Source organism: Paenibacillus nanensis, assembly GCF_003583765.1.
GTDB lineage: Bacteria > Bacillota > Bacilli > Paenibacillales > Paenibacillaceae > Pristimantibacillus > Pristimantibacillus nanensis.
Genome location: NZ_QXQA01000031.1, coordinates 1 through 26,155, shown reverse-complemented (window position 1 = coordinate 26,155; position 26,155 = coordinate 1). Strand labels below are relative to the sequence as shown.

Here is a 26,155-nt window from a genome sequence, read left to right as displayed (position 1 = left end):
TCTTTCAGAAGCTTTGTAACAGTATTTTCAAGTAGATCAGCAAACAGATTTTCGGGTATAGTAGTCATTGAGTAGGGTCCTCCTTCGGTGACTTCAGCAATCCCGAGGATACCCTACTTTTTTGTGTTCTGTGAAGAACCAAAACTTGGTACACAACTTATTTTACGTCATCCTCTGACGGGGACTTAAGCGCGTGCGGCGTTACTATTGCGTTCGGAGCATCCTCTGATTATCGAGTTCATTCTCTTGGTACGCCCCCCCAATATCTGCAACCCGCAGCCCCAACTAACTATCCAAACATTGTTACTCCTTAAGCTCCCTAACTTACAAGCACTCTATCTCACCATCGTTCTTCCGGCGGGTGTCCAGAGGGACGCAGTCCCTTGGGGCCCTCCCTTGGAAGGGAGGGTTTGGGTGGGTTCGAAATCCTTTTAAGGGGTTCCGGGTTGGCGATGGTTTGGGTGGGTTCGAAATCCTTTTAAGGGGTTCCGGGTTGGCGATGGTTTGGGTGGGTTCGAAATCCTTTTAAAGGGGTTCCGGTTGGCGATGGTTTGGGTAGGTTCGAATACGCCCTTTAAAGGGTCCTGGGTTCACCTCTTTGACCATCTTTGACTTTTTGATTTTAATCCGTTATTATAGGAATACGAAAAAACACATACTCGCTTTTACGTTGACGAAGGAGGATGGATTAGATATGAACTTTGTGCCAATGGTTATTGAACAAAGCAACCGCGGGGAGCGTTCTTACGACATTTATTCCCGTTTGCTGAAAGACCGCATTATTTTTCTGGGCTCTGGCGTAAATGACGTGGTGGCCAACTCCATCATCGCGCAAATGCTGTTCCTAGCTGCGGAAGATCCGGAAAAGGACATCTCCTTATACATCAACAGCCCGGGCGGCTCCATTACAGCCGGCATGGCGATTTACGATACGATGCAATACATTAAGCCGGATGTCTCGACCATCTGCGTGGGTATGGCGGCATCTATGGGTGCTTTCCTGTTGACTGCCGGCGCGAAGGGTAAACGTTATGCCCTTCCGAACAGTGAAGTCATGATTCACCAGCCGCTTGGCGGCGCAGAAGGCCAAGCAAGCGATATCGAGATCCGCGCCCGCCGCATTCTCAAAATGCGCGACAAGCTGAACCAGATCCTTGCGGATCGCTCCGGTCAACCGCTTAGCCGCATCGAGCAAGACACCGACCGCGACTACTTCATGAGCGCGCAGGAAGCGATGGAATACGGCCTCGTGGATAAAGTCATTGAGAGAGTTTAATCATATCGTGATGAAAAAAGCTTCCCGATTAAGGGAAGCTTTTTTCATTATGGCAGCAAATTGCGGAAAACTCCGATATCCGTTCAAAGAACGTAAGATCGGACGGTTCGTCTAACCCGTTATATTCGGCAATTCGAGCTCGTTGTATATCTGAAGGTCCATGAGAAGGTTGTCCAGCGGAGATCGATGAAGACTGATAAGTAGTGCGTGCTCGGCACTTAGACTTACAGCTGTAACCAGCTTTTCATCCCGACTTCCTCTCTCCACCCACCGCGACAATTCCCCGGTTCATCCAAAATTAGAACAAATGATGCGATTTTGCATGAATAATGGCTTAACGGAATTCTTCAAGATGAAATCCTGCAATTATGCATGATTCTCAATGAAAACATCCCGTTTACGAACCAAACTCAAAAAAATCCTGCACATTTGCAGGATTTCGCCTTTTTTCATCTATAATTGCGTTCCATTCCTGCATTTTTGCAGGAAGGTACGGCAGTTTCAGTTTTACCCTAACAACCCATGGGCAGCGAACGCTTCCCCTGCCCATTACAGCAAAAAAGGAAGCCGAACAGCCGTGCTGCCCCCCGCTTCCTTCGCCTCTTATTGGTTCTCCAGTTCTTCTTTGCTCACGAGTGCGACTAAAGCGTTTACAGCCTGCTCCGCATCCGATCCGTCCGCGCTGATCGAAATTTCAGTGCCCGAGCTGATCGCCAGACTCATAATACCCATGATCGATTTCGCGTTTACCTTCTTATCGTCCTTCTCTACAAATACCTCGGAGGAGAATTTGTTCGCTTCTTGAACGAATAGCGCTGCTGGTCTCGCATGAAGCCCCGTCTTCAAACGAACGACAACCGGAAGCCTTGTCATGGAAATCATACCCCCTATATTTTACTGAAACATTATCATGTGGAAAAAATTAAAAACTAATCACCTGTTATTATATCATTATACAGGCAGTTGCACTAGGCAAAAGTTGTCCCGCTCCGGATTTTTTCAGCTAATTCATCGATTTTGCGAAGACGATGGTTTACGCCGGATTTACTGACCTTTCCGCGCAGCATCTCTCCTACTTCCGTCAGGTTCAAATCGGGATGCTGAAGCCGAATTTCCGCTACTTCGCGAAGCTTCTCCGGCAGGCTTTCCAGCCCAACCTCCTTCTGCAGCAGCTTAATATTATCGATTTGGCGAACCGCAGCTCCGATCGTTTTGTTCAAGTTCGCCGTTTCGCAATTCACGATCCGATTGACGGAGTTGCGCATATCGCGCATGATCCGCACATCCTCAAACTTGAACAGCGCTTGATGGGCGCCGATGATGTTGAGCAGCTCGATAATCTTTTCGCCTTCCTTAATATAAAAGATAAAGCCTTTCTTCCGTTCAATGCAGCGAGCGTTCAAATCGAATTTGTTCGCAAGCTCCACAAGCGCGCCGCAATGTTCTTCATACATCGTGGCGATTTCCAGATGATAGGACGACCCTTCCGGGTTATTGACCGATCCTCCCGCCAGGAACGCGCCGCGGAGATAAGAACGTTTGCAGCAAGGCTTACGGACAATCTCCTTGTCGATACCGTTATTGAACACGAAGCCTTCCGATACGATCCGCAGATCTTTCAGCACCTCTTGTACATTATTCGGCATTCTAACAATGTAGACATTGTTCTTCTTAAGCCGCATCTTCTTGCGAACAAGCAGCTCCACATGCACGTTGAAATGCTTTTTGATTAAGGAGTATATTCTTCTGGCGATTGCTGCGTTCTCCGTCGAGATGTCCAGAACGACCTTGCGGCTGGATAAGCTGACCGAACCGTTCATGCGAATAAGAGCCGATAATTCGGCAAGCTCACAGCAGTTGTCCGCTTCGATTAACGTCAACTCTTTCTTCGTCTGCGCCGCAAAAGACATTCTACCTCACCTCTTTCTTAACATCCAATTCTCCACCAATTTATAAATATGATGGCTTAACCGTTCCGCGTCATGCCGCAGAAACCGCCGGAACAAGACAAGCTTGTCGGCAATTACTTTGTAGCCTCTGCGTTCAACCTCATCAATATCCAAATGGACCGCCTTGGCCCCCATCTCGGCATATTGGCTTTCCACCTGCGGCGGAATCTCCCCGTCGTTTACAATTACATAATCGAATAAATGATGTCCGATATGGGCGTGAATCGCATCCAGATGGTCGCTCACCGAATAATTATCCGTCTCTCCCGGCTGTGTCATCACATTGCAGACGAACAGCTTCACCGCATCCGATTCCAGAATGGCCTGGGCCAGCTTCGGTACGATCAAGTTCGGCATAATGCTGGTATATAAGCTTCCCGGTCCAATTAGGATGGCGTCCGCTCCTTGGATCGCCTCAACCGCCTCCGCGAGCGGTTCAACATCCGACGGCTCGAGAAATACGCGGTTAATTTTTTGGCCGGCCTTCGGAATCATCGATTCGCCGGTCACGATCGTGCCGTCTTCCATCTCGGCCTTCAGCACAATCGCGCGGTCCGATGCCGGAAGCACGCGTCCTCTGACGGCGAGAACCTGGGAGAGCTGGCGGATGCCGGACACAAAATCGCCGGAAATGTCCGTCATCGCGGCCAGCATCAAATTCCCGAGGCTATGTCCCGCAAGGCCGCTGCCGCTTGGGAAGCGGTACTTCAGCACCTCCGTCAGGAGGGGCTCCGCGTCCGCAAGCGCCGTCAAGACGTTCCGGATATCGCCCGGTGGCGGGATTTGCAGTTCATTGCGCAGAATGCCGGAGCTTCCCCCATCATCCGCCACCGTCACGATGGCGGTTATATCCAGAGGCTTCTCCTTCAGTCCGCGCAGCATCACCGATAACCCCGTGCCGCCTCCGATCACGACGATTTTGGGACGTCTGACTACTTTCTGTATCGTCTGCATGCTCTCACCCCGCGTGTCAGTGCTTATCTCGCTCGGAATCGCGGTGGCTGACGCGCACTCGCTCCGTATCGCTGCTGCCGAGCATCCGGCCCAAATATTCCGCGATGGCCACAGAACGGTGCTTGCCGCCGGTGCATCCGATTCCGATCACTACCTGACTTTTTCCTTCCTTGCGGTACAGCGGAATAAGGAACTGCAGCATATCAAGGAGCTTGCTCAGGAAGGCTTGCGTTTCCGGCCATTTCATCACATATTCGTAAACCTCGGGATTTTGGCCGGTATTCGGACGCAAATGCTCAACATAATGAGGGTTGGGCAGGAAGCGCACATCATAGATCAAATCGGCGTCAATCGGAATGCCGTATTTAAATCCGAACGACGTGACGTTGATGGACATGCTGCTTTGCTCCAAATTGGTAAAATGCGAAATAATCCGTTCCTTCAGCTGCAGCGGCTTCATTTTGCTCGTATCGATGACCTGCGAAGCTGAGCCCTTCAGATCCTCCAGCATGCGGCGTTCATTATGAATGCCTTCCAGCGGAAGCCCCTGCGGAGCGAGAGGATGGCGGCGCCGGCTTTCCTTGTAGCGCTGCACCAGAACCTCGTCCGTCGCATCGAGGAACAAGATTTCACAGCTAATGGTATGATGTTCTTTAATATATGCCAATGATTCCGAAAGCGCGGTAAAAAATTCTCTCCCCCGCAGATCAATCACAAGCGCGACTTTTCCGATCTTGCCGTTCGACTGCTCGATAAGCTCCGCAAACTTCGGAATAAGCACCGGAGGCAGATTATCGACGCAGAAGAACCCTAAATCCTCAAGGCTTTGGACAGCAATTGTTTTGCCCGCACCCGACATGCCGGTAATGATCACAAGCTTCGCCAATGTTGCTGTCGTTTCCATGAGAGAGCACCTACTATCCTCTTAGAATTAATCCTGCCGCGCCAACGACTCCGGCATTGTTGCCAAGCGTAGCCGGAACAATCTTGACGCCTTCCTTAGCCGGATCAAGCGTATATTTCTCGAACACTTCGCGAATCTGGTCGAACAGGAAATCTCCTGCCTTGGAGACGCCGCCGCCAATAATAAAATATTGCGGGTTGAGCAAAATCGCTACCGTAGACATCGAACGGCCAAGATAATAGGCTGCCCGGCTTACGATGCGCGCCGCCACTTCATCGCCGGCTTTCGCCGCGTCGATGACATCCTTCGCCATAATGTGCTCGACTTCAGAAAGCGAGGTGCGGTCGCCGCGCGCCACGGCGTCTTTCGCCATCCGGATAATGCCCGTAGCGGAGGATACCGTCTCGAGGCAGCCCATCTTGCCGCAGCCGCACTGGATCGCTTCCAGATCGGGCACGATATTGATATGGCCGAGCTCGCCCGCCATGCTGTTGAAGCCCTCGACGATTTTGCCGCCGATAATAATACCGCCGCCGACGCCTGTTCCAAGCGTATAGCACACGCAATTATCAATGCCTTTGCCCGCGCCTGCCCATGCTTCACCCAAAGCGGCGACGTTTGCGTCGTTGTTCACTTTTACCGTCTTCTGAAGCTCTTTCTCCAAGAAGCCCTTCAGATCCGTATTCTCTATATATAAGTTAGCGGAAAACTTAACGAATCCTTTAGGTATATCCAGGAAGCCGGCGATGCCTACGCCGACGCCCTCCACCTGCTCCCATGCAAAAGGCGATTCTTCGACAATTTTCCGCGAGTAGTCTGCAATGTTCTGAAGGATGACGTTCGTTCCTTGCCCCGTTCCCGTCGGTCCTTCGTATGTGTGCAGCAGCTGGCCCTCCGCATCGCAGAGTCCTACCTTAATCGTAGTGCCGCCGACATCGACTCCAATATAAATCTTCTCAGACATGACAAAGCCACCTCATCCACAAAGTTAGAGTTCCTGTTCCAACTATAAGCGTTGACACCGCTTCGGTCAAGCGCAATAGGACGCCCGAACCCTTGCTGCTGCTGGACATTCCGCATACAACCGGCACCCAAAGAGAGGAGCAGCTACTTCCGCTGCCCCCCACGCGTCAATGCTATTACGGTCACGCTTACTTGCCGGACTGGCTCCAATCATGCGTGCTGCTGCCCTCGAGGAACCGCTCGCAGTCGAGCGCGGCCATACAGCCGCTTCCAGCCGCTGTAATCGCTTGACGGTACTTGTTGTCCTGGACGTCGCCGCAGGCGAATACGCCGGGGACATTCGTCTCCGTGGAGCCTGGCTTAACTTTTATGTAGCCATGCTCATCCGTATCGATCTGACCGTTCAAAAACTTGGTGTTCGGCGTATGGCCGATCGCGACGAACAGCCCGTTGGTTTCGATGACCTCTTCTTCGCCTGTCTCGTTGTTGAGCACCTTAAGCCCTGTAACGCCCATGCCGTTCGCGATAACTTCAACCGGCGTGCGGTTCAAGCTCCAGCTGATTTTTTCATTTTCTCTAGCGCGGTCCTGCATGATTTTCGATGCGCGTAGCTCATCGCGACGGTGTACGAGCTCGACGTTCGTTGCGAAGCGAGTCAGGAAATTGGCTTCCTCCATCGCGGAGTCGCCGCCGCCCACCACAATAATCTTCTTCCCTCTGAAGAAGAAGCCGTCACAAGTCGCGCAGGTGCTGACACCTTTGCCCACGTTGTCCTTCTCGCCCGGAATGCCGAGATACTTGGCCGAAGCGCCCGTCGAGATGATAAGGCTCTCGCCGACAATCTCGCCGTGGCCTTCCACTTGCAGCTTGAACGGACGCTGAGACAGATCAACGCTGTTCACCCAGCCCGTTATAAAAGCAGCGCCGAAGCGTTCCGCCTGCTTGCGCATATTTTCCATTAATTCTGGGCCCATGATGCCTTCCGGGAATCCCGGGAAGTTCTCAACCTCGGTCGTCGTCGTCAATTGGCCGCCCGGCTCCGGACCTTCAATAATAAGCGGATTCATGTTCGCGCGCGCGAGATAGATCGCCGCCGTTAGTCCCGCTGGACCCGTGCCAATAATAATCGATTTGTGCATACGCTCACCCCGTCAACAATTAATCTTCAGTTCCGCCTTGCTTAAACATGGAGCTGATGGTTTTCATCTTTTCCTTAATGCCGCATACTTCGTCAATCAGCTTCACATGCTTGCTGACCGTCGCAATCGAAGTACCGTAGCGAACGGAAACCTCATGGTATGAAATTTCGCGCCGATGCATTTTCGCCGTCAAATATTCCAGCGCGGCCGCCCAGCCCTCCGGCTTCGTCAGCTTCGGCACCCGAGGGTAGACCCGCGTCAGGAATTCCACCCATAACGTCATCATATCATGCTGCTGCACGAGATCATAATGCTTGCTCATGCGGCTGATGGCCGCTTGCGCCACCGCTTCCCATTTGTCATCCCATTCCGGAAGCCTCGAAGGCACACGGTTCGGCTCGATGACGGTCGCCTTGCCCTCCAGCATCACCTGAAGCGGCTCATGAACGCCGATCGTGCGCAGCACGAATACCGCAATCTTTTTCAAATAGTCATCTTCGTCCGGCTCCATCAGGAATGCGCGCAGCACATCCTTCACCTCATTGTCGGCGATCATGCCGAACGCTTGGATCACCTGCAGCTTCGTGTACTGATCGCCATGCCGAAGCGCCCAGAAGAAGGACGAACGGACAAGCGGATCCTTCTTCAGATGATCCGGCATGCCGCCTTCCGCTTTCTCCCACAGCTTGAATTGCTCCTCGAACGGCAGATGATAATGATAGCTGATCGGCGAAGCCTGCTCGCCATTCTGAATCAGCTCAAGCTGTTCCATATAGTAATGAGGGACGCCTGATTTCGGATCGAGCTTCATCGCGCCTTTCCACAGCCGCTCGGCCTCCTGAAGCTTGCCTGTATTATAGGCCGCCACGGCCGCGTAATGAAACAGGCAAGGGTCCTGGCTGGCTTCCCCGTCTTTCACTAACCTGATGAAGTGGCGGTACGCCACGCCATGCTCTCCTAGTATCCCCATTGTCGTGGCAAGCTTGAATACATGCTCCTGATGGAAAGGCACCGTCTTCACCAGCAGCTCCACCAGCTCTTTCAGACTTTCCGTGTCTCCCTCATGCTGATAGAAAATCGCCAGGTTGCAGAGCGCATGAAGATTCCCCGGCTCATGCTCCAGCACGCCGTGGATACATTCCATCGCTTTATCGAAAAGCCCCATATAGTAATAAGCAAGCGCCAGATTGTTGCGAGCCGCAAGGAAATCCGGCTGCTGCTTCGTAATTTCTTCGAGAATGCGAACGGCCTCGGTAAATTTGCCTTCCTCTAGAAGGGCCCGTGCTTGATCATGCTCAACCATGCCTTGACGGGACTTGATTTTTTTAACAGGTGTCGGGCGTTCAAGCTCATACTGAAGCAGCTCCATCATCTCTTCCGCTTCTTCTAAGTATTGTCCATCCGCATCCTCTTGTAAGTAATGAACAAGCGACCGCTCTGCCGCTTCGTACATTTCCATGTTGGCGTAGTTGTTCGCCATATAGAAATGACATTCGGTCATGGACGGGTCCAGCTCATCCAAGATCCACTTCAATATATCGTTCGAATCCGAGTAATTGCCCATCTCCGATAAAATCCCCGCCATATTGCAATGGTTAACAGGGTTATCCGGTTCATATTGGGCGGCCCGGCGGAAATACTTAAGCGCCTTATCGTAATGGTACCGGTCCAGCGAGCGTACCGCGCGTTCAAAGAAAAACGTGGCGTCCCACTGTATCGGTATAATTTTTGTCCCTTCACCTACGGCCGCACGTTTCTTTCCTTTCATCGCTAGGCACCTCCTTAAATGTTTCGCGTGAGCGAAACATACTTCATAAGCTTCTTCGTATGCACGATTATATCATAGCAAGCTTGTCTCGACACATGAGAAAAACTTCAATCCGCGCATATCCCTCTGACTAAAAGATCGCGGGCAGCATATATGCCGCCCGCGATGACCGGATTTATCTTATGCGATTGCAGAACGCGCCAGCCCTCAGCTGCGCTACACGCCTTTGTTTTTGAACAGGGTGCTGATCGATCCGCCGTCCAAAATAATCCGTGTCGCCTCCGCCAGCAGCGGCGCGACAGACAAAATTTTGAAACGTTCCGGAGTCGTCTCAGGGAGCATAATGGAATCGGTAACGATAACTTCTTTAATATTAGGATGATCTAAACGCTCAATTGCATTTCCGGAGAATAACGGGTGCGTCGCGCAGACGTATACGTCCTCCGCGCCTCTTTCTTTCAGGCCCTCAACAACGTTGATAATCGTACCGCCGGTGTCGATCAAATCCTCGATAATGATCGGCGTCTGCCCTTCAACATCCCCGATTACGTGCGTAATGGAGGACTCGTTGTGCGCGGAACGCTTTTTGATCATAATCGCAAAGGACGTATCCAGGTAGTTGGCCAGCTTCTCAGCCGTGGAAGCACGCCCGGCATCAGGGGAAACGACCACCGGATTTTTAATGTTTTTGGACTTCAGATAGTCGCTGATCAAGTCCAGCGCCGTCATGTGATCCACCGGAATATTGAAGAAGCCTTGGATCGCCGGAGCATGGAGATCGATCGTAATAACGCGGGTAGCGCCTACCGTAGTCAGCACGTCCGCCAGCATTTTTGCCGAGATCGGCTCCCTCGGGGCAGCCTTCCGTTCCTGACGCGCATATCCATAGTAAGGCATAATGATGTTGACCGTTCTTGCGGATGCGCGTTTCGCCGCATCGATCATGACGAGCAATTCGACAAAATGCTCATTTATCGGATGCGAGAACGACTGAACGAGAAAGACGTCGCAGTTCCGGATCGTCTCTTCATAGTGGACATAAATCTCGCCGCTCTTGAAACGGGACAATTTGATGGAACCTAGGTTCAACCCTAGCTCTTTGCTGATTTTCTGAGCCAAAACGGGATTTGACGAACCCGAAAAAATACGCACCTTGTCGCTTAACATGATACCCTCCTGAGCGTTTCAACCAAATAATTTATGACGTATCGAAGAACTCTACTTGTCCTATTATACATTGATTTACCGATAATTCAAAAAGGCAATCACCATTAATTTCGACAAAAAGATGACTTTCCCGCTATTTTCCCCACAATTTCCCTCGTTTAGCAAGCCAAATCATCTTCAACAAGGCGACGTTTTTCGTTTTCTTATCTCATTTTATTCGTTGTCGGCTTCCCATGGCGGCCTTCCAGCTCGGCCATAATGTCATCGAGAGGCAATCCGCGCTCGCGAAGCAGCACCATCAAATGGAAGATGAGGTCGCTGGCTTCGCTGCGCAGCTCATCATTGTCCGCGTTTTTCGCGGCGATAATCACTTCGGCCGACTCTTCGCCGACCTTCTTCAATATCTTGTCGACGCCCTTGTCGAACAGGTACGTCGTATAAGTGCCGGACGGACGCTCCGCATAACGCTGAGCGATTACGCCTTCCAAACGGCCCAAAATGCCGAAGCGGTCCGCTGATGCCTCCCGCTCTTCCGCCTCCGCCCCTTGAAGGGCGATAGGGTGCGTGAAGCAGCTGTATGTCCCTGTATGGCAGGCAGGGCCCTGCTGCTCTACGCGGACAAGCAGCGTATCGCCGTCGCAATCATAAGCCATGGAAACAACGCGCTGCGTGTGGCCGCTCGTCGCTCCCTTGTTCCAGAGCTCGCCTCTCGAGCGGCTCCAGAACCAAGTCGCTCCCGTCTCAATCGTACGCTGCAGCGACTCCTTGTTCATATAAGCGAGCATCAGCACTTCTTTGCTTTGCGCATCCTGCACAATCGCCGGCACGAGACCGCTTGCGTCCCATTTGATTCGGTCCTGTAGTTGTTCAGCAGCCATTATCTCACTTCGACTCCTTTCCTGCGAAGGTCGTCCTTCACTTCTTGAATCGTCATTTCCTTGTAGTGGAATATCGTTGCGGCAAGGCCCGCGTCCGCTCGGGCATTCCGGAATACCTCGTGGAAATGCTCGACGCGCCCCGCTCCCCCGGAAGCGATAACCGGGATGCCGACCGAATCGGATACTGCTGCCGTCAGCTTAATGTCAAAACCGTCCTTCGTGCCGTCGGCGTCCATGCTTGTCAGCAGCAGCTCGCCGGCGCCCAGCTTCTCCGCCTCGCGTGCCCATTCGAGCGCGCGTATACCGGTCGATTGCCTTCCGCCGTGCGTGTAAACCTCCCACTCTCCCCACTCCGGGTTAAACTTCGCATCAATCGCCACAACAATACATTGGGATCCGAAACGGCGCGCGCCGTCGGATACAAGCGATTTATTTTTGATGGCGGCCGTGTTGATCCCGATCTTGTCCGCGCCCGCGCGCAGCAGCCGCTTCATATCGTCGACATGCGAGATGCCCCCGCCTACGGTGAATGGAATCGTAATCTCGCCTGCGGTCCGTTTTACGACCTCGATCATCGTCGCGCGGCCTTCGACGGAAGCCGAAATGTCCAAAAACACAAGCTCGTCCGCGCCTTCGCGGTCATAGGTGGCCGCGAGCTCGACAGGGTCGCCCGCATCCCGCAGATTAACGAAGTTAACGCCCTTCACAACCCGTCCGTCCTTCACGTCAAGGCATGGAATGATTCGTTTGGCCAGCATGTTGTCCTCTCCTCTCTCCGCTCTTTATGGGGTCACAGCGCCAGCTAGTTTCGGGCTTCCCGTAAGCGCCAGGAAGTTGCGAAGCAGCGACATGCCCAGCTCGCCGCTTTTCTCCGGGTGGAACTGCATGCCGAATACGTTGCCGCGGCCGACGATCGCCGTTACCGGTCCGTAATAATCCGTCGTCGCCAGTAGGTCGGATTGCCGCTCCGGCTTCACATGGAAGGAATGGACGAAATAGACATGCCCCTCGTCAAGACTTTGGAATAGCGGAGAGTCCTTTTGCAGGAAGCTCAGCTTGTTCCAGCCCATATGCGGGATTTTGAAATCGCCGCTGAACCGGATTACGTGGCCCGGCAGCAGATTCAGCCCTTCGTTCTGCCCATATTCGACGCTGTCGCTGAATAGCAGCTGCATCCCGAGACAAATGCCAAGCATCGGCTTGCCGGAAGCCGCGTAAAACTTCGCTACCTCGTCAAGGCCTGTATTGCGCAAGTTCTCCATCGCGTCGCCAAATGCGCCGACGCCCGGAAGAATAGCGCCATCGGCATCTAGAATCGCCTGCGCGTCCGCGGTAATAACCGCCTCATAACCGAGGCGCTCTACCGCTTTGCTTACGCTGTGCAGATTGCCCATGCCATAATCGATGATCGCAATCATGCTACAGCACTCCCTTCGTCGAAGGCACTCCTTGCACGCGCGGATCGATGCTGGTCGCTTCATCCAAGGCGCGACCCAAAGCTTTGAACACCGCTTCAATCATATGATGCGTATTTTGACCGTAGTGAACGATAACATGCAGCGTAATGCGAGCCTCCAGCGCGAGCTTCCACAAAAACTCCTGCACCAGCTCCGTGGTGAAGCTGCCGACTTGCGAGGATGGATATTGCGCTCTGTATTCGAAATGCGGCCGGTTGCTCACGTCGATGACAACCTGCGCCAGCGCTTCATCCATCGGGATAAATACATTCGCGTAACGCTTGATGCCGCGCTTGTCGCCCAGCGCTTCGCGCAGCGTCTGACCGAGGCAAATGCCGATGTCTTCAACCGTGTGGTGGTCGTCGATCTCGATGTCGCCCTTCGCGTCGACGGTCAAATCGAATTGTCCGTGCTTCGTGAACAAGTCCAGCATATGGTTCAAAAACGGCACATCCGTCTGGAGTTGAGACTGCCCCGTACCGTCCACAGCAAATGTCAGCTTAATATCCGTTTCATTCGTTTTTCTCGCTACCGACGCCTCGCGCCGCGTTTGCTCTGCCATCGTAACCCCTGCTTTCTTCAACTAGTAATTTATAAGATGAACTTCTTCGGTTCGTAACCTCGTTTTTCGACGTTATCGCATCTGCCGGACCCGCCAGCTACTCCTGGCCGCGCTCCTTCTCCAGCCGGATCTGAATCGCGCGGGCGTGACCCTCCAGCCCCTCGTGACGGGCCAGCGTCATGATGCTTTCGCCGTTTTTCATGAGTGCTTCCTTGCTGTAGTAGATCAAGCTGGACTTCTTCATAAAGTCGTCCACATTGACCGGCGAGGAGAACCGCGCTGTTCCGTTCGTCGGTATAATGTGGTTCGGACCGGCAAAATAGTCCCCGACCGGCTCCGAGCTGTAAGGTCCCAAGAAGATCGCGCCCGCGTTCTCGATAAAGCCGAGCAGCTTCATCGGATCAGCCGTCAATATTTCCAAATGCTCCGGCGCCATCTGATTCACCGCCGCGATGCCCTCTTCGAGCGAATCCACCAGCAGGACCGCGCCATAGCTGTCGATCGATGCGCGCGCAATGTCCGCCCGCGGCAGCTTGGCAAGCTGAAGCTCTACCTCAGCCGCAACAGCATCCGCCAGAGCAGCCGACGGCGTCACCAACACAGCCGAGGCCATCTCGTCATGCTCCGCTTGCGACAGCAGATCGGCCGCTATGTAAGAAGCGTCTGCCGTGTCGTCGGCCAGCACGACGATTTCGCTTGGCCCGGCGATGCTGTCGATATCGACGGCGCCGAATACGGCGCGCTTCGCCAGCGCCACATAAATATTGCCCGGTCCGCAAATTTTATCGACCGGCGCAATCGAATCCGTGCCATACGCGAGTGCCGCGATGGCTTGAGCGCCTCCGACCCGGTACAGCTCCCTCACGCCCGCCTCCGCGGCGGCCACGAGAATGTACGGGTCGATCCCTTCCTTGCCGCCGGTCGCTGGCGGCGTCACCATTACAATTTCCGGCACGCCGGCTACCTGCGCCGGAATAACATTCATCAGCACGGACGAGGGATACGCCGCTTTGCCGCCGGGCACATACACGCCCACCCGCTTCAGCGGGCGCATGATTTGGCCCAGCATCGTCCCGTCCGGCTGCAGATCCATCCATGAGCTGCGCAGCTGCTTCTCATGGAAACGGCGAATATTGGCGGCCGCCTCCCGGATCGCCGCCAGAAACGCGGCGTCCACCTGCCCGTACGCCGCCTCGATTTCCTCTCGCGTCACGCGAAGCTCGCTCGCGTCCAGCTTCACCTTGTCCAGCTGCTCCGTATACCGCAGCAGCGCCGCGTCGCCCTCGGCCTTCACGTCTCTGACGATCCGCAAGGCCGTTTCATTTTGCTCCGGTGTTCCATACTCCACCTCGCGCTTCAACCCGAACTGCTCCGCCCGCATAATACGCATGCTCCATCGCCCCTCTCTAACGCCATAAACGATTTATTCCACTAATTAAACTTCGACGCTCTTGGCACTTTATCGCTTGCCTAAACGGCTTAACCGTAAGCCTCGTTTACACCTTGGCCGCAATTGTCTCCTGCAGCCTGTCGCACAAGCTTTGAATGCTGTCGTTTTTCATCCGGTAGCTAACGCGATTGGCGATCAGCCGGCTCGTAATGCCGAAGATCGATTCCATCTCCACCAGACCGTTCTCTCTCAGCGTCTGTCCCGTCTCGACCATATCGACGATCCGGTCTGCGAGGCCGATCAGCGGCGCCAGCTCGATCGAGCCGTTCAGCTTAATCACCTCGACCTGCTGACCGCGCTCGCGGAAATAAGCCGAAGCCACATTCGGATATTTCGTTGCGACGCGCGGATGAATAGTCGGCTTCCAGTCCGGCAATCCGATGACGGACATTCTGCATTTGGCGATCTGGAGATCGAGCAGCTCGTATACGTCCTTATCCTCCTCCATTAGAACGTCCTTGCCTACGATTCCGATATCCGCCACGCCGTATTCCACATAAGTCGGCACATCGACCGGCTTCGCCATAATAAATTCCATGTTCGCTTCCGGCTGTTCGATGATCAGCTTGCGCGTATCGTCGAAATCTCCGGGAATCGGAATACCCGCTTCACGGAACAGCTTCAGCGCCTGCTTATAAATTCTGCCCTTCGGCATCGCAACCTTCAATACATCCTTCACCGCTCCGCTCACCCTCTTCCGCCTCCTTTCGAGTTGCCGCCAATGTACGATCGCAAAGCCGAATACCGCGCGCCTTTATAAGCGAACGCCCTATTCGCGCGCCCTTCCGCTTCTTTCAGCTCGGCCGTCAGCTCTTCCGCGCGCTCCGTCACCACCATGACGCCTTCGCCGCGAAGCCGCTGCGCCTCCGCCAGCGCTTCTCCGCGTCCTTCGGAATCATAGACGATCAAAGTTCTGTCTTCCTCTTCTTCCGTCCCTGCCCCCAGCAGCTCCAAAATTCTCGTCGTCTTCAGAGCAAAGCCTGTCGCCGCAGCCGGGCGTCCGAATTGCGCAAGCAGATTGTCGTAACGGCCGCCGCTTGCAACCGGGAAGCCGAGATCCGCCGCATAAGCCTCAAATGTCATTCCCGTATAATAGGAGAAGTCGCCGATCATCGTCAGATCAATCAGCACATGCTCGCAGACGCCGTAAGCCTTCAGAGCGTCCCATATTTGGCATAGATGGCCGATCGATTCCCGGGCTATCGCATCCAGATTCAGCTTCAATGCCTGGTCGCAGATTTCGCTGCCCCCGCGCAGTCTTAGAATGCCCTCCAGCTCACGCCGAACCGGCTCATCGAGCGAAAGCTTGCGCAGCTCATCTCGGTAACCGACATAATCACGTCCAAGCAGGCATGCTTTGAGCTGCTCCTGTTCCTCCGTGCGGCCCGGCAATGCTTCGCCCAGCAAGCCGTTCAGGAAGCCTACATGCCCTATCGCAATTTTGAAACGTTCCACGCCTGCCGCCTTCAAAGAAGCAATCGCCAGCGCGACAACCTCCGCATCCGCATCCGCCGAGGAATCCCCAACGAACTCAACGCCGGTCTGATAAAATTCCGTATCGCGCCCCGCTTCCTCCTCAATGGAGCGGAACACGTTGGAATGATAGGACAAGCGCAGCGGAAACTCCGCTTCCTTGAGCAGCGAAGAAACGACCCGAGCGATCGGAGCCGTCATATCGGAACGCAGCACAAGCGTCGTGCCGCGATTATTCAGCAATTTATATAGCTTTTGGTCGGAAGTCGAGCTCTGTACCCCAACCGTATCGTAATATTCAAGCGTAGGCGTTATGATCTGTTCATAGCCCCAACCCCGCATGCAAGCGAGGACGTCCCGTTCGATTTGACGAAGCTTGCGAACCGCTTCCGGCAAATAATCCTTCACGCCGATCGGCTTTTCGAACATTTTTGGTTTAGACATAACCCGTTCTCCTTCAAGTATCCCTTTAGTATATTAAAGTGCTACCATGTTACCATACTACCAAAATAAAGATGATAGTCGTAATCGTAGCACGAACTTCTTTGTCCCGTCAAGACATACCCAACCATTTCCGTCGAACAAAAAAAGGATATTCTTCCAGCTTCCGCGATCCGCGCTAATCTTATGCGCAACCGTCTTTTGCTTGAAGAATATCCCCTGCCATTCGAATCATTGCTCCTCGTTCTTCTTCTCGATTTGCCGCATCGGGTTGCCGCCTACAAAAGCATGCGCCGGCACATCCTTATGCACTACCGATCCAGCCGCCACTACGGCATAGTCGCCTATCGTGACGCCGGGCAGAATCGTCGTATTCGCCCCGATCATCACATGGTCTCCGATCCGCACATCGCCAAGCCGATATTCTTTAATCAAATATTCATGCGTAAGAATCGTCGTATTATAGCCGATGACCGAATTACGGCCAACCGTAATCCGTTCCGGGAAAAACACATCCACCATTACCATCAGGGCAAAAGCCGTCTGCTCGCCTACCCTCATGCCGAGAATGCGCCGGTAAATCCAGTTTTTGAGCGGCAGGGAAGGACAGTATCTCGCAAGCTGGATAAATATAAAATTGCGCACCGCCTTTATCCTGCTTACTGTTGTATAGACCTGCCATAAGGCGTTTGGCCCTTCAACAGGATACCGTTCAACGTTTCTCAAAACGCTCCAGCTCCGATCCCGCGAAAGCGTACAGCTCCCGCATATCGTCTATCACATAATCGGCGCCAGCGTCCCTTAACACTTGTGCGCCCTTCAGCGACCAGGCAACGCCTACCGCCGTTACGCCAGCGGCTTTTGCCGATTGCATGTCGACAGCGCTATCGCCCACCATGATGGCGGATTCGGGAGCCGCGTTCAGCAGCTCCAGCGCTTTCTGTACCGGTTCCGGATGCGGCTTGGCACGGGTGACATCGTCAATCGTGACAATCGCGTCCACAACATCACGGATCCCGACAAAGCTTAGCCCCTTCTCCGTTGTCAACCGAATCTTCGTTGTTACAACGCCGATCTTTACGCCGTCCTGGTGAAGCTTCTCCAGCACCTCCACGACGTTGTCAAAAGGCTTCACAAACTCGTCGTGCAGCCGCAAATTCACTTCCCGGTAAGCCGTTATGAGATGAGCGACATCTTGAAGACCGGAAAACTTCCTCATCTGATCTTCTAATGTCAATCCCATGCTCGGAATAATATCCTCCCTGCCGAAGCCTTCAGGCACGACGCCCTTCAGCGCCTCGATGAAAGAGCGAATAATCAATTCGTTTGTATCCAGTATGGTGCCGTCCAAATCGAACAGCATTGTTCGAGTCTGTTTCATGCTGCGTTTTGCCTCCTAACTGCATTGCCGAACGACCTTGCTTCTATTTCTAAGTATTCGTTACTCCCGTATCGGAGGAATTTGCGGAATCACGCTTCACCGAATCTTGCTCTTGCATTTCTGAAGCCGCTGCTTCCGTTTCTTCCGCCGCGATGCCGTTCCGTTCCGGCTTTGTCGTTACAATAGGATCGCTGTATTTCACATCCGCCCGCCCGGTCAGCCTTCTCACGACGATAAATACGATAGCCGCCAGTATGAGCAGCAGCGCAAGCAATTGCGATATCCGAATATTGCCGTAAGACGGATCCAGATAGCCTGGATCAAATACGGTCTTCATAGGCGACCATAGTCCGTTAATCATCGACGCGAGCCAATCGGGACCAATGAACGCCAAGCTGTCGATCCGAAGACCTTCGATAAAGAAACGGCCGATGGAATACCAAATGAAATACGACGCCATAAGCTCCCCGACGCGCAGAAACTTCTGGCGGCGAAGAACGAACAGCACTACAAGCCCCAACAAGCTCCAAAGCGACTCATACAAAAACGCCGGATGGCGGAACGCCCCTTCGGGAACGGCGCTGTCGATGATAAACATATGATCCACGATAAAAGACGGGATATGCAGCGTGTTGCGAAGGAAATCTTCACTTACAGGCGCGCCGTACGCTTCCTGGTTCATGAAGTTGCCCCAGCGCCCGATCATTTGACCCGCCAGAATGGACGGCACACAAATATCTGCAATCCTCAGGAAGGAGTAGCCCTTGTATCTGCAATAAATAATGCCGCAGATAAAAGCGCCGATTATCGCGCCGTAGATGGCGATGCCGCCCTCCCAAATCTTAAACACATCCAGAGGATTATCTTTATAATCCTCCCACATAAACGCCACATAATAGATGCGGGCGGCGATAATAGCGGATGGCGCTCCAAGCAGCAGCAAATCCATAAAAAAGTCAGGCTTAATCCCAAATCTTTTGCCTTCTTGAACGGCGAGCAGCAAGCCGGCCAGCGCGCCCAGTCCAAGAATCAGGCCATACCATCGAATGGACAGACTCCCAATTTCGAATATGACCGGGTTAATCGTTAAGGTAAGCATTGATTCGATCGACTCCCTTTTTTCACTAATCTAGGCTTTACTCCTAACCATCCACTCAATCGTACTCGTCTATATCATCCGCAATTGTCTCCGTCAGCTTGTTCGTAAATTGAAGCGCGGCGTTATAGCCCATACGTTTCAAGCGGAAGTTCATTGCCGCCACCTCAATAATGACAGCCAAGTTCCGGCCAGGTCGGACCGGGATGGTCACAAGCGGAATGTCCGTATCGATAATTTTTGTCCTCTCTTCATCCAGTCCGAGGCGGTCGTATTGCTTGTCTTGCTGCCAGTTTTCCAGCTTAATGACTAGCCCGATCCGTTTCTGCGTGCGAACCGCGCCCGCACCGAACAATGTCATCACATTAATGATCCCAAGACCGCGGATCTCAAGGAGATGCCGGATTAGCTCAGGCGCTGTGCCATGCAGCTGGCCGTCCGAAGTTTGCCGGATTTCAACCGCATCATCCGCGACGAGACGATGACCGCGCTTCACCAGCTCCAGAGCCGTTTCGCTTTTACCGATTCCGCTGCCGCCGGTAATAAGCATGCCAACCCCATATACATCCACCAGCACCCCATGGATTGTAGCGGTCGGCGCCAATTTATGCTCCAGGAAGTCTGTAATCCGGCTGGATAGGATCGTCGTTGCCACATTGCTGCGAAGCACGGGGATTTGCGTTTCATTCGATTGCTCGAGCAACTCCTTGGGCGCTTCCAGCCCTCGTGTCAAAATAATACAAGGCGTCTCCTCATGACACAGACGCTCCATCCTTAATTTTCTTTCTTCGCTGTCGAGCATATTCAGAAAGGATATTTCCGTCCGGCCCAGCAGCTGTACCCGCTCACTCGGGAAGTAATGGAAATAGCCCGCCATCTCAAGGCCCGGGCGATATAAATCGTCTACGGTAATATTCCGTTTCAGCCCATCCTCGCCGGCCAAAATCTCTAACTGGAACTGTCTGACCAGCTCCGATACCCTTACTTTTTTCGCCAATGTATGGACCTCCTTTGATTGCAGGCACGCACTTGCTTTATGTAAACGTGATATGGACGTTTCCAATGTCTTCATGGTAAAGCAAAAAGACGCCGAACGCAACGTTTCCCGCCGCCGGCGCCTTTGCTTTATTTAATTTTAACAGAGATGTCTTGCAGCACGTGTCCGAGATATTGGTTAACGTCAAAGGTGAGCGGCTGCTCGTAATCTGCGTTAGGGATGTGATAATAATAAGTCCCAAGCGGCTCACTCGAACGATAGGACGCAAAATTTTCGCCTGTGCTGTCACCGGAACTTATCATGTAGGACGTGCCGCTTGCATCACGCACCACACCGTCATTAGCAAATAATGATATGCCTCTCATGCTATCATCAGGATCATCCTGCTGGTTCAACTCAAATATTAAGTCTATATCTTGATCCTTTTTGATTACATCAACCAGTCGCAACCGTGAATCAGGAGAAGCTAACATTTGCTCTTTTTCTGTATCGATCACAATCTTTACATTTCGCTCGGACAGCATCAGTCCTTCCGCTTTTAATGTCAACGACTTAGGCTTCTCAAAATAGGAGCTTTGGAAATGTCTCGTAAGCTCCGTATCTAAATCGCCCATTCCCATATTCGTCGTATAGCTTCTTCCCCGGTCATCCACAAGCTCGAGTCCGATGAAATCATTTAATCTCTTTTCATTTTCTTTATCGCCTACAAAAGTGATCGATACTTGCAGCGGCGTAATAACCGCTTTTTGGATCAAAATCTTTTGATTTGCAATTTCAATGGATTCATTCAATACAATCTCTTCACGCATTCCTTCAAACTTCGCATGGTCGACCGGCACATGAACCTCAAGCCATTCGCTTCCTACCTGGAGTCTAAAACGGATCTCCTGCGGCACCGGGACGCCAGGTGACATCGTAATATCCAAATAGTCTTGAACGCCTGCGTTTTTGTTCTCGACCTCACGGTAATAATGTGATGAACTCATGACAGCACTAATGTTCTTGCCGTTTTCGTCTTTTAATTCATACGGTAAAAATGTTGAGTCTTCTTCGTTAATCCCCGGCCCTTCTGCCGTATATAACAGCACGACCCTCTGAGAATCCGCAATAACCCCGTTTACTGTAAACTTGAATCCGTTACGTTCATCCGATTTGTTCACAATTTGCATATATTCATTATGAAGTGCCGTTATTAACGATCGGTCAAAAGAGATAAGCTCAACAAACCCGCCAAAGCCCGGGATCTCCTTCATAAAAGCAGCAAAAGCAGGCGATATCCGCACAAAAGCAGTTAGCATAAAGAACATAACAATCGCGGCTGCTCCGATCTGTAAACTGATCCGTCTTCTACGATCACGGTTTGTTCTGCCACGCCCCCGATTTAATCCATTCATTAAAGACTCATCTATTTTGCGGCTTAACTCCAAGTTCGTATCCAGATCGGTCAATTCATTTAGCCGTGCTTTGTCTTTCGCAATATCCTTCAGTAGCCTACCCAAAACCGGATCATCGTCCATTTCATCCTCAGCCCTCTTCCGCAGCCCGGTCATAACGCTGTACCTCCTCTCCGCTTCCCATCTCTGCTCTCATCAGCTTCAATGCTTTGTGCAGCCGCGTTCGAATTGTGCCGTCCGGCTTCTCCAGCAGCTCCGCAATTTCCGTAATGGTGTAGTCCCGATAATATTTAAGGACAATAACCATCCGGTACTTCGGCGGCAGCTTCGCAATATGAACTGCCATATCGAGCCTGTCGGCCATATCGTTGTGCTCTACGGCTTGCCCTAATTGATGCTGCATGGACGGGATCTCCCGTTTACGCTTTTTCCGTTCATCCATACAAACATTTATAAGAATTCGAATCATCCAAGTCGCGAAAAAACGTTCATCTCGAAGCGTGCGTCTTTTTATCCACACCCTGCATACCGTTTCTTGTATTGCTTCCAAAGCATCCGATTCGTTTCTCATGTATGCAAAGGCGATACCGTACATTTTCCCTTTCTCTTGCTCGATGCGACGTAATAACGCCTCTTGGTTTTCGAATATGGATGCCGCACTCCCATCCCCCTCCAAGCCCATAGCTTCCCTCCCGCGCACATGCAGCTTTTGCGTTTATGTATGTATTAGACGTCCTAACCGCCAGAACGGTTTTCGTTTCCTAAACATTATTTTCGATAACAATAAAAAAGAGCCCCCGGTATAAACCGGAAGCTCCTTATATAAGGGGGGATTAGTTCTCGAAAATGTTCAGCTCGGATTCCTTATCGAACAGGTGAGCTTTGTTCATGTCCAGTGCCAGCTTCACGCTTGCGCCGTCACGAACGCCGGAGCGGCCGTCAACACGTGCGATTACAGTGTCGGAACCGATACCGTTCAAGTACAGGTACATTTCGTGACCAAGGTTTTCCGCAACCTCTACGTTCGCGTTAACGATCGTATTAGGGGAAGCCTCAAGGAATACAGGCTCCTCATGGATATCCTCAGGACGTACGCCCAGGATTACCTCTTTGCCGATATAACCTTTGGAACGAAGCGTTGCAGCTTTGCCTTCTGGCACAACAACGTCAACGCCAGGTGCTTTAAAGTGAACTGCGCCGCCTTGCTCAACCAGCGTACCGCTTACGAAGTTCATGGATGGAGCGCCGATGAAGCCCGCAACGAAAATGTTGATCGGATGGTTGTAAAGCTCTTCTGGAGAAGCCGTTTGTTGAATGAAGCCGTCCTTCATAACAACGATACGGTCGCCCATTGTCATAGCCTCGATTTGGTCATGCGTTACGTAGATTGTTGTTGTTTCCAGACGCTTCGTCAGTTTGCTGATCTCAGCGCGCATTTGTCCGCGAAGCTTCGCGTCCAAGTTGGAAAGCGGTTCGTCCATCAAGAATACTTGCGGTTCACGAACGATCGCGCGGCCTAGGGCAACACGCTGACGCTGACCACCGGAAAGTGCTTTCGGCTTACGGTCGAGCAGATGCTCGATATCAAGAATTTTAGCAGCTTCACGAACACGCTTGTCGATGTCTGCTTTTTTGAATTTACGAAGTTTAAGACCGAATGCCATGTTCTGATACACGTTCATGTGCGGATACAGGGCATAGGATTGGAATACCATCGCGATGTCGCGATCTTTAGGAGCAACGTCGTTCACAAGACGGTCGCCGATGAACAATTTACCTTCAGAGATTTCTTCAAGACCAGCGATCATACGAAGAGTCGTCGATTTACCGCAACCGGACGGTCCAACCAATACGAGGAATTCTTTGTCCTTGATGTCGAGGTTTACATCAGTTACAGATGCTTTCTCAGTTCCCGGATATCTCTTGTAAATGCCTTCTAAGCGTACGCCTGCCATGATTTGTTTCCCCCTAAGAAAGAATTTCGTTATGCATCTATCTTATCCCACATGAAGTCTTATGACTATGCACATACTTTACAAAAAAACTAATTCCTTTTCGTAACTTTGTACAATAGCAAAATGATTTTGACCAGTACAGCATCCCGAAATTGACGCACATCGAGACCTGTTTCCTGCTTCAGCTTGTCCAAGCGGTATAGCAGCGTATTACGATGAATATACAGCTTCTTAGCCGTTTCACTGACATTGCAATCCAGTGAAAAGAAGGTTTCGAGCGTACCGAGCATCTCCGCCTCCACGAACAAATCCGCCCGCTTTAGCGATTGCTCCAAATATTTAGAGCGGTTAGCCTCCGGTATCGCATTCAAGAGACGTTCAAGCTGCAGCATCCAAGGCAAATGGATGTTCGTTCCGACATGAAACTTTCGCCCCAAGCTAATCGTCTCACGAAGAGTAAGCGCGGCTTCGACCATTCCTTTGGAAGGCGATACAGGCTGCGTCACCGCCAGATGGCATTCACCGAGCCATTCGCTGGCAAGCATCTCATGCAAGCCGTAAGCGATTGAGGTTAAGCTGTCCTCCAGCGTCTCCTCCTCGCCGTCCTGTAGAAGCTCCGGATCGTCATCCTTTAATAAAGAGACTGGCCCCCAGATCATCCACTCCTGGCTCTTCAACGGGATAAGCAAAATGTCATCCGATAAAAAAGAACGCAGCAGCTTCTCAAGCTCCGGATAAATATCTTGCTGAGCGTTAGGGTGTTCCGTTATAAGTAAAAAAGGAATCATATCATGATACAGCCGGTTACCAATCGTAATGTGATCCGGAAGCGAATAGCTTGGCGCATCCGATTCAAGCTGCTTATTCAACCATTCCCCAAGCTTATAAGCCAGCCGTTCCGTTTCCGAAACGCTGCTGATTGAGACAGCCGTCTTCTCTTTATTCGCATTCGCGAGCTGCATCGACCAGCTAATGAGCTCCTTTTCTTTCTCGCTCAGCTCTTCCCCAGAGATTTCAAGAACAGTCACTTGATTCCCGTCCTGCTCCGCAAGCATCCATAGCTTGTCCTTCTGTCTAACCCAGCTGCCGACTTGGTTCACTGTTAAATGGGTCCCGCTTTCATTCTCGGTTTCTTTTTTCCAATCCGATATGCTTAGCGTCAATAGTTGCACTTTACTTTTCAAAATTTGCTGCAGCGGCTTTACCCATTCAAATGTGCTCATCCCATCCCACTCTCCATGACTATAAAGCGCTCTTTTTCGTCATTGTAACATAAGTGGAATGGTGAATTCAGCCTTCCCCCTTATCATTTGACCCTTATGCAGCATTCATGATACGTTTTAGTTACAATAAATTGCACATACTGAAAGACGTACCGCTTGAATAGCTTGTAAGAGGGGAAGAGTGATTCTATGTCCAAACAAATCGTCATCATATCGGGAAGTCCAAACGCCGCGTCACGGCTGAATGGCATGATCGATTGGGTACGGCAAGCGCTAGAGAGCAAGGGATATTCAACAGCTACCATAACCGTAGTCACATTGCCGGCTGACGATCTCATCCAATCCCGGTTCGCTAGCCCGGCGATCATCGAGGCAAACAAGCTTGTGGAGGACGCTTCCGCCGTTATTATCGCGAGCCCGGTATACAAGGCCTCCTTTACAGGCGTGTTAAAAACATACATAGACCTTTTGCCTCAAAAAGGACTTGAGGGCAAGCTCGTTCTGCCTCTATTCATAGGAGGTACGCTGGCTCATCTTCTCTCCATTGAATATGCGCTTAAGCCCGTGCTTGCCACGATGGGCGCGCGCCATTTCATTCGAGGCGTATACGCTACCGACGACTTGATCAACCGCATTCAAGACGGTTCTAATGATACGACCTTCGAATTAAACGAGGAGTTACAAGGAAGACTCCATGATTCCGTTGAAGAATTGATTACGGAGTTTCAATTAAGAAATCGTGCTTAATGCCATATGAGCAAAAAAAAGAGCTGCATCGGAGTGTATGAATCCCCGTGCAGCTCTTTCGAATAATTATGGAACTAAAAAAGAGAGGCATCGCCTCTCCTGCAGTCACCTATTTAAGAAAAACTGGTGAGCCATGAAGGACTCGAACCTTCGACACCCTGATTAAAAGTCAGGTGCTCTACCAACTGAGCTAATGGCTCTCATGAAGAGAATGGTGGAGGATGATGGATTCGAACCACCGAACCCGAAGGAAGAGATTTACAGTCTCCCGCGTTTGGCCACTTCGCTAATCCTCCGTATTGTCTTTCCCCTGTCCTAGACAGAAAAAAATGGTGGCTCGGGACGGAATCGAACCGCCGACACGAGGATTTTCAGTCCTCTGCTCTACCGACTGAGCTACCGAGCCTTACTGCTTATGAAAATGGCGGAGCTGACGGGATTCGAACCCGCGGTCTCCTGCGTGACAGGCAGGCATGTTAGGCCTCTACACCACAGCTCCATGCTCATATTGCTCCCTGAAAAGCAAGCTTTTAAGGGTGTATTGATGGTGGAGGATGACGGGATCGAACCGCCGACCCTCTGCTTGTAAGGCAGATGCTCTCCCAGCTGAGCTAATCCTCCATATGGTAGCGGCGGAGGGGATCGAACCCCCGACCTCACGGGTATGAACCGTACGCTCTAGCCAGCTGAGCTACGCCGCCATGCTTGTCCTCTCAGACAAGTTAAATCAGGTTATGACATCGCCAAACGTCATGTGCAAAGGTTCTGCTTCAACAGGACTAGCCCGTATTCGCCTCATCATTGCTCCCTGAAAACTGGATACGAAAGTTTAGCTGTAGTGATCCTTTTATTTATAGGATAAGCCCTCGACCGATTAGTATTCGTCAGCTCCACACATTGCTGTGCTTCCACCCCGAACCTATCAACCTCGTCGTCTTCAAGGGGTCTTACGAATTGGGAAATCTCATCTTGAGGGGGGCT

At 51.9% G+C, this 26,155-nt stretch carries 25 protein-coding genes, 6 tRNA genes and 1 rRNA gene; 2 read left to right on the top strand and 30 right to left on the bottom strand.

Annotated elements, in window-relative coordinates:
- The first annotated feature begins 694 nt into the window (after positions 1-694).
- The gene (clpP, locus tag D3P08_RS26890) at positions 695-1,276 is read left to right on the top strand and encodes an ATP-dependent Clp endopeptidase proteolytic subunit ClpP (RefSeq protein ID WP_119603222.1); all 582 of its coding nucleotides are present in this window, start codon (positions 695-697) and stop codon (positions 1,274-1,276) included.
- Between the two features lie 603 nt (positions 1,277-1,879).
- Here clpP and D3P08_RS26885 read toward each other — a convergent pair.
- The 23 genes from D3P08_RS26885 to D3P08_RS26775 all read right to left on the bottom strand — a co-directional run bounded on the left by D3P08_RS26885 (position 1,880) and on the right by D3P08_RS26775 (position 24,427).
- Positions 1,880-2,149: an HPr family phosphocarrier protein gene (locus D3P08_RS26885; RefSeq protein ID WP_119603221.1), complete on the bottom strand. Its 270-nt coding sequence runs from the start codon at positions 2,147-2,149 to the stop codon at positions 1,880-1,882.
- A gap of 95 nt (positions 2,150-2,244) precedes the next feature.
- The gene (gene whiA, locus D3P08_RS26880; RefSeq protein WP_119603220.1) at positions 2,245-3,186 is read right to left on the bottom strand and encodes a DNA-binding protein WhiA; all 942 of its coding nucleotides are present in this window, start codon (positions 3,184-3,186) and stop codon (positions 2,245-2,247) included.
- Between the two features lie 6 nt (positions 3,187-3,192).
- Positions 3,193-4,179: a gluconeogenesis factor YvcK family protein gene (locus D3P08_RS26875; RefSeq protein ID WP_119603219.1), complete on the bottom strand. Its 987-nt coding sequence runs from the start codon at positions 4,177-4,179 to the stop codon at positions 3,193-3,195.
- 16 nt (positions 4,180-4,195) lie between these two features.
- A complete protein-coding gene (rapZ, locus tag D3P08_RS26870; protein ID WP_119603218.1) occupies positions 4,196-5,083 on the bottom strand; it encodes an RNase adapter RapZ in 888 nt (295 codons plus the stop codon).
- 13 nt (positions 5,084-5,096) lie between these two features.
- Positions 5,097-6,047 carry an ROK family glucokinase gene (locus D3P08_RS26865; RefSeq protein ID WP_119603217.1) on the bottom strand — a complete coding sequence of 317 codons (951 nt, stop codon included), beginning with the start codon at positions 6,045-6,047 and terminating at the stop codon, positions 5,097-5,099.
- A 187-nt stretch (positions 6,048-6,234) separates the two neighbouring features.
- Positions 6,235-7,185, bottom strand: coding sequence for a thioredoxin-disulfide reductase (trxB, locus tag D3P08_RS26860; protein WP_119603216.1), 951 nt, complete (start codon positions 7,183-7,185; stop codon positions 6,235-6,237).
- Between the two features lie 19 nt (positions 7,186-7,204).
- Positions 7,205-8,953: a tetratricopeptide repeat protein gene (locus D3P08_RS26855; protein ID WP_119603215.1), complete on the bottom strand. Its 1,749-nt coding sequence runs from the start codon at positions 8,951-8,953 to the stop codon at positions 7,205-7,207.
- A gap of 216 nt (positions 8,954-9,169) precedes the next feature.
- Entirely contained in the window at positions 9,170-10,120 is a 951-nt protein-coding gene (locus tag D3P08_RS26850; protein WP_119603214.1) for a ribose-phosphate diphosphokinase, read from the bottom strand.
- 203 nt (positions 10,121-10,323) lie between these two features.
- Positions 10,324-10,998 (bottom strand): bifunctional phosphoribosyl-AMP cyclohydrolase/phosphoribosyl-ATP diphosphatase HisIE, encoded by a 675-nt coding sequence (gene hisIE, locus D3P08_RS26845; protein ID WP_119603213.1) that lies wholly within the window; start codon positions 10,996-10,998, stop codon positions 10,324-10,326.
- Positions 10,998-11,756 (bottom strand): imidazole glycerol phosphate synthase subunit HisF, encoded by a 759-nt coding sequence (gene hisF / locus D3P08_RS26840; protein ID WP_119603212.1) that lies wholly within the window; start codon positions 11,754-11,756, stop codon positions 10,998-11,000. Before hisF ends, hisIE begins: the two co-directional genes overlap by 1 nt.
- Before the next feature lie 24 nt (positions 11,757-11,780).
- Positions 11,781-12,416: an imidazole glycerol phosphate synthase subunit HisH gene (hisH, locus tag D3P08_RS26835; RefSeq protein ID WP_119603211.1), complete on the bottom strand. Its 636-nt coding sequence runs from the start codon at positions 12,414-12,416 to the stop codon at positions 11,781-11,783.
- A 1-nt stretch (position 12,417) separates the two neighbouring features.
- Positions 12,418-13,017, bottom strand: a complete 600-nt coding sequence (hisB, locus tag D3P08_RS26830) for an imidazoleglycerol-phosphate dehydratase HisB (RefSeq protein ID WP_119603210.1) — start codon at positions 13,015-13,017, stop codon at positions 12,418-12,420.
- A 97-nt stretch (positions 13,018-13,114) separates the two neighbouring features.
- On the bottom strand, positions 13,115-14,407 hold the full coding sequence (hisD, locus tag D3P08_RS26825; protein WP_119603209.1) for a histidinol dehydrogenase: 1,293 nt from the start codon (positions 14,405-14,407) through the stop codon (positions 13,115-13,117).
- A gap of 106 nt (positions 14,408-14,513) precedes the next feature.
- The gene (gene hisG, locus D3P08_RS26820) at positions 14,514-15,146 is read right to left on the bottom strand and encodes an ATP phosphoribosyltransferase (protein ID WP_119603223.1); all 633 of its coding nucleotides are present in this window, start codon (positions 15,144-15,146) and stop codon (positions 14,514-14,516) included.
- A gap of 8 nt (positions 15,147-15,154) precedes the next feature.
- Positions 15,155-16,384, bottom strand: coding sequence for an ATP phosphoribosyltransferase regulatory subunit (locus D3P08_RS26815; protein WP_119603208.1), 1,230 nt, complete (start codon positions 16,382-16,384; stop codon positions 15,155-15,157).
- 228 nt (positions 16,385-16,612) lie between these two features.
- Positions 16,613-17,107 carry an acyltransferase gene (locus tag D3P08_RS26810; RefSeq protein ID WP_119603207.1) on the bottom strand — a complete coding sequence of 165 codons (495 nt, stop codon included), beginning with the start codon at positions 17,105-17,107 and terminating at the stop codon, positions 16,613-16,615.
- The gene (gene ppaX / locus D3P08_RS26805; RefSeq protein WP_119603206.1) at positions 17,094-17,762 is read right to left on the bottom strand and encodes a pyrophosphatase PpaX; all 669 of its coding nucleotides are present in this window, start codon (positions 17,760-17,762) and stop codon (positions 17,094-17,096) included. Before ppaX ends, D3P08_RS26810 begins: the two co-directional genes overlap by 14 nt.
- 49 nt (positions 17,763-17,811) lie before the next feature.
- Complete coding sequence (gene lgt, locus D3P08_RS26800; RefSeq protein WP_119603205.1) at positions 17,812-18,861, bottom strand: prolipoprotein diacylglyceryl transferase; 1,050 nt, start codon at positions 18,859-18,861, stop codon at positions 17,812-17,814.
- A 55-nt stretch (positions 18,862-18,916) separates the two neighbouring features.
- Positions 18,917-19,855, bottom strand: a complete 939-nt coding sequence (hprK, locus tag D3P08_RS26795; protein WP_119603204.1) for an HPr(Ser) kinase/phosphatase — start codon at positions 19,853-19,855, stop codon at positions 18,917-18,919.
- Between the two features lie 128 nt (positions 19,856-19,983).
- On the bottom strand, positions 19,984-21,405 hold the full coding sequence (locus D3P08_RS26790) for a DUF4179 domain-containing protein (RefSeq protein ID WP_119603203.1): 1,422 nt from the start codon (positions 21,403-21,405) through the stop codon (positions 19,984-19,986).
- Entirely contained in the window at positions 21,380-21,931 is a 552-nt protein-coding gene (locus D3P08_RS26785; RefSeq protein ID WP_119603201.1) for a sigma-70 family RNA polymerase sigma factor, read from the bottom strand. The genes D3P08_RS26790 and D3P08_RS26785 overlap by 26 nt, the downstream gene beginning before the upstream one ends.
- Positions 21,932-22,082: 151 nt before the next feature.
- Positions 22,083-23,204, bottom strand: coding sequence for an ABC transporter ATP-binding protein (locus D3P08_RS26780; protein WP_119603199.1), 1,122 nt, complete (start codon positions 23,202-23,204; stop codon positions 22,083-22,085).
- Positions 23,205-23,293: 89 nt separating this feature from the next.
- Complete coding sequence (locus tag D3P08_RS26775; protein ID WP_119603197.1) at positions 23,294-24,427, bottom strand: PucR family transcriptional regulator; 1,134 nt, start codon at positions 24,425-24,427, stop codon at positions 23,294-23,296.
- A gap of 189 nt (positions 24,428-24,616) precedes the next feature.
- On the opposite strand from D3P08_RS26775, the gene ssuE reads away from it, so the two are divergent.
- Positions 24,617-25,174: an NADPH-dependent FMN reductase gene (gene ssuE / locus D3P08_RS26770; protein WP_119603195.1), complete on the top strand. Its 558-nt coding sequence runs from the start codon at positions 24,617-24,619 to the stop codon at positions 25,172-25,174.
- A gap of 124 nt (positions 25,175-25,298) precedes the next feature.
- Here ssuE and D3P08_RS26765 read toward each other — a convergent pair.
- The 7 genes from D3P08_RS26765 to D3P08_RS26735 form a co-directional block, all read right to left on the bottom strand.
- Positions 25,299-25,374 (bottom strand) — tRNA-Lys (locus tag D3P08_RS26765).
- 12 nt (positions 25,375-25,386) lie between these two features.
- A tRNA-Tyr gene (locus D3P08_RS26760) sits at positions 25,387-25,470 on the bottom strand.
- A gap of 34 nt (positions 25,471-25,504) precedes the next feature.
- A tRNA-Phe gene (locus D3P08_RS26755) sits at positions 25,505-25,580 on the bottom strand.
- A gap of 16 nt (positions 25,581-25,596) precedes the next feature.
- Positions 25,597-25,673: transfer RNA gene (locus tag D3P08_RS26750), tRNA-Asp, on the bottom strand.
- Between the two features lie 46 nt (positions 25,674-25,719).
- Positions 25,720-25,795, bottom strand: a tRNA-Val gene (locus D3P08_RS26745).
- A gap of 3 nt (positions 25,796-25,798) precedes the next feature.
- Positions 25,799-25,875 (bottom strand) — tRNA-Met (locus D3P08_RS26740).
- Positions 25,876-26,028: 153 nt separating this feature from the next.
- Positions 26,029-26,155 (bottom strand): 23S ribosomal RNA (locus D3P08_RS26735); the annotation flags it as partial.

What these genes read in the sequence shown, in the direction of transcription:
- D3P08_RS26790 (WP_119603203.1), bottom strand. Translation starts at nt 21,405, where the DNA reads ATGACCGGGCTGCGGAAGAGGGCTGAGGATGAAATGGACGATGATCCG.
- hisH (WP_119603211.1), bottom strand. Translation starts at nt 12,416, where the DNA reads ATGATTGCGATCATCGATTATGGCATGGGCAATCTGCACAGCGTAAGC.
- D3P08_RS26780 (WP_119603199.1), bottom strand. Translation starts at nt 23,204, where the DNA reads ATGGCAGGCGTACGCTTAGAAGGCATTTACAAGAGATATCCGGGAACT.
- D3P08_RS26775 (WP_119603197.1), bottom strand. Translation starts at nt 24,427, where the DNA reads ATGAGCACATTTGAATGGGTAAAGCCGCTGCAGCAAATTTTGAAAAGT.
- ppaX (WP_119603206.1), bottom strand. Translation starts at nt 17,762, where the DNA reads ATGAAACAGACTCGAACAATGCTGTTCGATTTGGACGGCACCATACTG.
- D3P08_RS26855 (WP_119603215.1), bottom strand. Translation starts at nt 8,953, where the DNA reads ATGAAAGGAAAGAAACGTGCGGCCGTAGGTGAAGGGACAAAAATTATA.
- hisF (WP_119603212.1), bottom strand. Translation starts at nt 11,756, where the DNA reads ATGCTGGCCAAACGAATCATTCCATGCCTTGACGTGAAGGACGGACGG.
- lgt (WP_119603205.1), bottom strand. Translation starts at nt 18,861, where the DNA reads ATGCTTACCTTAACGATTAACCCGGTCATATTCGAAATTGGGAGTCTG.
- clpP (WP_119603222.1), top strand. Translation starts at nt 695, where the DNA reads ATGAACTTTGTGCCAATGGTTATTGAACAAAGCAACCGCGGGGAGCGT.
- D3P08_RS26815 (WP_119603208.1), bottom strand. Translation starts at nt 16,384, where the DNA reads ATGTCTAAACCAAAAATGTTCGAAAAGCCGATCGGCGTGAAGGATTAT.
- trxB (WP_119603216.1), bottom strand. Translation starts at nt 7,185, where the DNA reads ATGCACAAATCGATTATTATTGGCACGGGTCCAGCGGGACTAACGGCG.
- hisB (WP_119603210.1), bottom strand. Translation starts at nt 13,017, where the DNA reads ATGGCAGAGCAAACGCGGCGCGAGGCGTCGGTAGCGAGAAAAACGAAT.
- rapZ (WP_119603218.1), bottom strand. Translation starts at nt 5,083, where the DNA reads ATGGAAACGACAGCAACATTGGCGAAGCTTGTGATCATTACCGGCATG.
- hisIE (WP_119603213.1), bottom strand. Translation starts at nt 10,998, where the DNA reads ATGGCTGCTGAACAACTACAGGACCGAATCAAATGGGACGCAAGCGGT.
- hisD (WP_119603209.1), bottom strand. Translation starts at nt 14,407, where the DNA reads ATGCGTATTATGCGGGCGGAGCAGTTCGGGTTGAAGCGCGAGGTGGAG.
- D3P08_RS26785 (WP_119603201.1), bottom strand. Translation starts at nt 21,931, where the DNA reads ATGGGCTTGGAGGGGGATGGGAGTGCGGCATCCATATTCGAAAACCAA.
- D3P08_RS26850 (WP_119603214.1), bottom strand. Translation starts at nt 10,120, where the DNA reads ATGTTAAGCGACAAGGTGCGTATTTTTTCGGGTTCGTCAAATCCCGTT.
- whiA (WP_119603220.1), bottom strand. Translation starts at nt 3,186, where the DNA reads ATGTCTTTTGCGGCGCAGACGAAGAAAGAGTTGACGTTAATCGAAGCG.
- D3P08_RS26885 (WP_119603221.1), bottom strand. Translation starts at nt 2,149, where the DNA reads ATGACAAGGCTTCCGGTTGTCGTTCGTTTGAAGACGGGGCTTCATGCG.
- D3P08_RS26865 (WP_119603217.1), bottom strand. Translation starts at nt 6,047, where the DNA reads ATGTCTGAGAAGATTTATATTGGAGTCGATGTCGGCGGCACTACGATT.
- D3P08_RS26875 (WP_119603219.1), bottom strand. Translation starts at nt 4,179, where the DNA reads ATGCAGACGATACAGAAAGTAGTCAGACGTCCCAAAATCGTCGTGATC.
- ssuE (WP_119603195.1), top strand. Translation starts at nt 24,617, where the DNA reads ATGTCCAAACAAATCGTCATCATATCGGGAAGTCCAAACGCCGCGTCA.